Annotated in this window: 5 protein-coding genes; 4 read left to right on the top strand and 1 reads right to left on the bottom strand. The window is 61.1% G+C overall.

The annotated features are described in order from the left end of the window. Positions 1-1,397 (bottom strand): outer membrane beta-barrel protein (locus tag MAMT_RS10915; RefSeq protein ID WP_246186669.1); only part of this gene is annotated, 1,397 nt, incomplete at its 3' end. A gap of 340 nt (positions 1,398-1,737) precedes the next feature. On the opposite strand from MAMT_RS10915, the gene MAMT_RS10910 reads away from it, so the two are divergent. The 4 genes from MAMT_RS10910 to MAMT_RS10895 all read left to right on the top strand — a co-directional run. Then, complete coding sequence (locus MAMT_RS10910; protein WP_246186668.1) at positions 1,738-3,138, top strand: NfeD family protein; 1,401 nt, start codon at positions 1,738-1,740, stop codon at positions 3,136-3,138. 219 nt (positions 3,139-3,357) lie between these two features. Beyond that, positions 3,358-4,359 carry a flotillin-like protein FloA gene (floA, locus tag MAMT_RS10905; protein WP_142661056.1) on the top strand — a complete coding sequence of 334 codons (1,002 nt, stop codon included), beginning with the start codon at positions 3,358-3,360 and terminating at the stop codon, positions 4,357-4,359. Between the two features lie 24 nt (positions 4,360-4,383). After that, positions 4,384-4,890 carry a hypothetical protein gene (locus MAMT_RS10900; RefSeq protein WP_142661055.1) on the top strand — a complete coding sequence of 169 codons (507 nt, stop codon included), beginning with the start codon at positions 4,384-4,386 and terminating at the stop codon, positions 4,888-4,890. Continuing rightward, positions 4,880-6,159: heavy metal-binding domain-containing protein (locus MAMT_RS10895; protein ID WP_246186667.1), on the top strand; the 1,280-nt coding region annotated here is incomplete at its 3' end. The genes MAMT_RS10900 and MAMT_RS10895, both read left to right, overlap by 11 nt.

Genomic DNA, 6,159 nt, shown 5'->3' with positions numbered 1-6,159 from the left:
TAGTAGCTGTAGACGAATTCGAGGGCGCCAAGGAAGATGGGGCCGTTGGCGGAGGAGAGGAGGGCACTTGGGGAGGTGGTTCCCTGGAAGGGATAGCCGTAGTAGGCCATGACCCCGAGGCCCCAATCGATTCTTCCTTCGAGCCGGATCATGAAGTTATCGGCGAGGTCGAAGGCTAGAGTAGCGGTATATTCCCAGATATCGGTGGGGGCGTTGTGGCCGGCGAGGATGCTGTTCCAGCCCGCCTGCATCCATTCGGCCCGCTGGGAGAGGCTGACGATCGAGTTGAACTGGTACTTCGCGTGGAGGGCGGCGCCATACCAGTTGGAGGGACCGCTGTAGAGGCCGACGGGCAGCCCGCTGACCGCGGGGGAGACGTAGCTGACGTCATTGTTGTAGAAGCCTCCGGTGAACTCGAAGCCCAGGAGCAGCTTGTCGTGGGCAAACTTGGGCGCCCAGGAGCCCCAGACATCGCCCAGGAAAAAGGCGTTGTTCTGGTTGAAGGTCCCCTCGCCGCGAATCCCCTGCGCGATCCCGTAGGGCTGGGCCATCCCGTCGATCGGAGAGGCGCCGAAGCCCGGAGGATTGACTCCGTTGAAGCCGTACATGGCCGTCGCGCTCAAGATGGCGTTCTTGCCCTTGGACTCCCACTGTCCATTCCAAAAGAGCAGATAAGCTGCGTTGCTATCGATCGTATTGTTGAGGTACCCGTAGTAGTTATAGCCTCCGCGGGAGACGTCGAAGCCTCCGTCAGCCACCCCAAACCTCGTCGACCACTGGTCGTCGAAGTGGTAGATCGCCTGCATCCCCGTCAGCGTCGTCGGCAAGAGGTTGCTGAAGAGCAACCCGTAGCTGAAGTCCAAGTTCACCGGCCGCTCCACCACCTCGTAGCCTGCCGGATCGACGAACTTCCCGATCCGGATGTCGAGCCCGTTGCCCACCGGCACCCGGAAGACCACGTAGGCCTGCTCCAACCAGAAGCTCGAGGTGTTGAAGAGAGCCAGCGCACTCGCGTTGGTCCCCAAACCCCCGATCGCGTCCGGAGCCCCGATCGAGGCGTCCTGCCCCACGATCAGATCGGCCCGAAACCCCGCCTGCCACCGGTTCTCGTCGGTCAACGGCTTCTCCAAGGCCAGCTTGAAGGCGTTCATGTTGAAGCCCCCGCCAGGAATTCCATCCACCGGCTCCCGCCCGGGAATCGCCGGATACCCTAAGGCCCTCCCCGCCGCATTGGTCGGCCCTGTATAGCCCGGAGGCGGCGTAAACCCAGGCACTTGGTTAAACGAAGGCGCGTTGATCGCGTTGTAGGTGTAGCTCGCATCCACATATCCCGAGAGAACGATCCCCTTGGTGTTCGCCTGGACCGGAATCCCCTGATCCTCCAACCGCTTGATCAACTCTGCGACTTGCGCATTCTGGCTCGACGAACTCTGGGTTGAGGAACTCTGGTTCGAGGAACTCTGGCCTCCGGTGGTTGCCGTCCCAGAGGAGTTGGCACTCGCCGATTCCTCGATAGCCAACGCCGGGAGCAGCCCCGCGAGCCATAGGGAAAGCAGTGACGCGATAAGGATAGATCTCTTCCTTGAGAAAGCTGACTCTCTCAGAGAGGGGAAGAGAGTTGTCATTCGCCTGCCCGGATGCGGGGAGAAGCCTCGCGCAAGAAGCCGAATCCTGTCAATACTCTTTGGGCCCGGGGTTGACGTCCGCGACTCCTTGCTGGAAGGTGGAGCACAGCTTATGCGGAGCGGTGCCGGATTGAGCCTCTCCTGGAAGCTCTTTGGGGTCCTTGCTTTCCTCGCCCAAGCCGCCGCCGTCCAGGCGGGCAATCTCATCTACGTGATTCCGGTGCATGGTGAAATCGAACCGGCTCTTGTCTACTTGGTGCGTCGAGGGGTGAAAGAAGCAGTCTCCCAGGGTGCCGCCGCACTCGTCCTCGATTTGGATACTCCCGGAGGCCGAGCGGACGCCATGGAGGAGATGATTCGCATCCTCGAGCATTTTCCGAATCAGCAGGCCACCTATTCCTTTGTCGATCCGAAGGCCTTTTCGGCCGGCGCATTCGTTGCGGCAGCGACTCGGCATATTTATATGGCTCCCGGCTCCGTGATCGGAGCTGCGACTCCGGTTCTCGCCTCTCCCGGCGGAGGATCCGTGCAGAACATTCCCGAAAGTTACGAGAAGAAGATTCTTTCGGCCTACGAGGCGCTGGTGCGGGCGACGGCGCAGCGTCACGGCCATAATCCGGCGGTATTCGAAGCCATGGTGGATCGGGAAAGCGGCCTTGTGATCGAGGGAGCTCTGCTTCTCCCGAAAGGGAAGGTGCTGACGCTGACGGATACCGAGGCGGCGCGTCGCTACGGCCATCCACCGGAACCGTTGCTTTCCGAAGGTAGCGTCGCAGATCTGCAGAGCTTGGTGCTGCAGATCGGTGGCCCTGGCACGCACCTGCAGGAGTTGCGCCCCACCGGCTTTGAGCAGCTTGCCCGCGCCCTGATGGCCGCCGGTCCGCTGCTGCTTGGGCTCGGCCTTCTGTTGGGCTACCTGGAGATCAAGACCGGCGGCTCTTTTGGACTTTTTGGCGGGGGGGCCTTGCTCTGTTTTCTCCTCTACTTCTTTGGTCACTATCTCGCGGGCTTGAGCGGTTGGGAACCGCTCTTTCTCTTCCTTGCCGGGGTCGGGCTAATCGTTCTCGAATTCCTCTTTCTGCCAGGCCTTCTTCTGCCCACGATGGTCGGATTGATGCTCGTCGTCATGGGATTACTCTTCGCTATGGTCGATCGGTATCCCAAAGAGGCGGTCTGGATCGGAGCCGAGCGGCTCGCCCAGCCGCTCCTTTCCCTTACACTGGCCGCGTTGGGAGCCTTCGCCTTGGGCGCGATTGCCGCGCGGTTCCTACCGACACGGCGTTTGAGCTTGGGCCCCGAAGGGATCTCCGCGGAAAAGACGGTTCCTCGCGTGCGGCCCGGTGAAGAAGGGGTCGCGCTTACCGTTCTGCGGCCCGCGGGCACCGCGCGCTTTGGAGAAAAGCAGGTCGACGTCGTGACCTCGGGGGCTTTTGTTCCCGCGGGTAGCCGGCTGCGGATCGTTTCGACGGAGGGAGTCCGCGTCGTCGTCGAGGCATTGGACGAGGAGAGATGACCGCCCTTCTGTTTTGGCTGCTGCCGGCCCGTCCACCGAGCGGGTAGCCGACAGGGGATTCTCCTTTCGCCTTGCCATCCCATTGAGCTCGCCCTATTCGAGAAGAAGCGGACAGAGATCGTTGCAGAGAGCGGATTTCGGGACGAAGGTGCGAAGTCCGGGTAGTCGCGTGGCGTGACGGCCATTGGATTGTGAGGCGGTAAACGAGAGGATGAGCCCGTGATTTCCCTTTTCTTTCTCGGTCTTTTGGCCGTCGTCGGGCTCGTTGGAGCCTTTCTCGTGATCAATTTCCTGGGGATTTGGGTTCGCGCCTTTATCTCCGGGGCGTGGGTGAGCCTGTTCAATCTGGTCGCCATGCGGTTGCGCGGGATCCCTCCTTCGCTCATCGTCAACAATCGGATCACGGCGGTCCGTTCCGGCATCGATTTGAGCACGGCTCAATTGGAATCCCACTACTTGGCGCGCGGCAACGTGGAGCAGGTGGTGCGCGCCCTGATCGCCGCCGATCGAGCGCAAATCATCCTCGATTTCAACCGGGCGTGTGCGATCGACTTAGCTACGATCGGCACCGGGAAGAGCGTCTTCGAGGCGGTGCGGACCAGCGTCAATCCCAGGGTAATCGACTGTCCGAATCCGGCGACGGGGCAAAATACGATTACCGGCGTGGCCAAGGACGGAATTTCCGTGAAAGCGCGAGCCCGAGTCACCGTTCGCACCAATCTCGAGCGTTTCGTCGGAGGAGCGACCGAGGAGACGATCATCGCTCGGGTGGGGGAAGGCATCGTCACGACGATCGGGTCAGCGCTCAATTACAAGGAGGTCTTGGAATATCCGGATCGGATCTCGAAGACGGTCCTTCAAAAAGGCCTCGACTCAGGAACCGCATTCGAAATCCTCTCGATCGACATCGCCGAAGTCACCATTGGCGACAACATCGGGGCGAAGCTCCAGGCCGAGCAGGCGGAAGCGGACAAACGGGTTGCGCAAGCCAAAGCCGAAGTGCGACGCGCGGCGGCCGTGGCCCTGGAACAGGAGATGCGAGCCAAGCTCGTCGAGGCGGAAGCCGAGATTCCGCTCGCCATGGCGGATGCTTTTCGGAAAGGGAATCTCGGGGTGATGGACTACTACCGTCTGCGCAACATCCAGGCCGATACGGCAATGCGCTCGAACATCGCGGGCGAACCTTCGGGGACGACGTCGGGAAGCGTGCCTTCTTCTTAATTGGAAAGGGAAAACGGAAAGCGGATGACCGGCTGGCTCCAGGAAGGCGAAGGGATCGCTCCCATTCTGGGAGCAGGGTTCTCTTTTTCGACCGAATGGGGCACTCTTCTGGGCATCTTACTCCTGCTGGCGGTCCAGACGGCTCTCGCCTACCGCCGGGGGAAAGTCGAGCCGCTTCCACCGAACCAGCCAGGGTCGCGACCTTCCCCCACTCGGATTCCGGAAGCGCGGCCAGAGGAGCCTAGGCCAGGGCTTCCTCGGGGAGAAGGTCCAGAAACTCCGAGCCTCGGAGTTCCGATGGATCGGGAAAAATCTCTTGCCATGGGCGAAGAGTTTCGTTCGGAAGACGAGGGATCGCCCCTCCGGCCACCGGTAATCCTCCCGAAGTCGCCTCGCCTCACACAAGAGCTTCTTCCGACCACGGCCTTCCTGCGGCAGCTTCGGCAACCGACGGGAGCGCGAGAAGCCTTTCTCGGGGCGGAGCTCCTCTGGAATCCTCCGGTGGCGCTGCGCGACCCCGGTGTGGATTGAGGATGAGAGAAGGGAAGCCGTCGTCCTTGCGGGAGGCGGGCGAGGGTTTCTGCCCCAAGGGGTGTTTGACCAGACCAGAGCCGGTTTCTCCCCATCCGTGAACAGCAGCCGATCGATTCCAGCCCTCCTTCTGACGCTCTGCCTGTCGGGTTGGTTCGGGACTTGGTCGCTCGCAGGCCCACAGGAGCAGGGGAGGATTCTCTATTACACCTGCACCATGCATCCGAGCGTGCGTTCTCCCGTTCCGGGCAAATGCCCGATCTGCGGTATGGATCTGGTGGCCGTTCACGCGCATGCCTCTTCGACCCAAAAACCGGAAGAGACTTCCCTTCCTGGTCCCCCGACTCCTAGTGCAGAAGGGGTCTCGGATCAGCCATCCCCGAAGACGAGCCCCTTTTTCGTTCCTGCCGAGCGGCTCCAAGCGATCGGAGTCCGCACGGGAGTCGTGGAGCGGCGGCATCTTGTGCGGGAATTGCGCGCACCCGCCATCTTGGCGGTCGACGAGTCGAAGGAGGTCGATATCAACGTCAAGGCAGGCGACGGGTATGTGATCAAGCTCTATGCCAACTACTTATGGAAAGAAGTCCACAAGGGAGAAAGACTCGCGACGATCCTTTCGGAAAACTGGGTGCAAGCGCAAATGGACTACATCCGCGCCTACCGCGCCTGGCGGAGGAGCCTGCTGATTCAAAAGGCAAACCCGATTCTCCTCGATCAGCAGTTCGTGCACATCCGGAACCGGATCCGCGTCTGGGATCTGACCGACGAGCAGATCCGGGAGCTCGAGACCTATGCCTGGAGTATGTCGACCAATGACGTCCGTACCGGGAAAGGCATTCGCGGCACTTTCGATCTTCTCTCTCCCATCTCCGGCCATGTACACGAGAAAAACGTGATCGAGGGGATGCGCTTCTCGGCGGGACAGACGCTCTTTCGGCTCATCAATCTCTCTCGGGTATGGGTGCTCGCGCAATTCTCGGAAGATCAAGCCCCTTTTATTTCGGAAGGCCAGTCCTGCGAGGTGACTCTGCCCGCGCTCCCGGGAGAGCGGTTCCGGAGTCATATTGATTTTGTGCAGCCCCATTTCACGGAAGCGGTGCGTCGGCTGCAGGCTCGGATCATCCTATCCAATCCTGGTCACAAGCTACGTCCCGGAATGTACGCTGACGCGACGGCTCATCTCGACTACGGGGAGCAGATTGCCGTGCGAAGCGATGCCGTGATTCCGACGGGGAGGCGTTTCGTCGTTTTCGTCGATCACGGCGGGGG

The organism is Methylacidimicrobium tartarophylax (genome assembly GCF_902143375.2).
Classification (GTDB): domain Bacteria; phylum Verrucomicrobiota; class Verrucomicrobiia; order Methylacidiphilales; family Methylacidiphilaceae; genus Methylacidimicrobium; species Methylacidimicrobium tartarophylax.
Note: the sequence above shows the minus strand (reverse complement) of the source record. Positions and strands in the feature narration are given on the sequence as shown.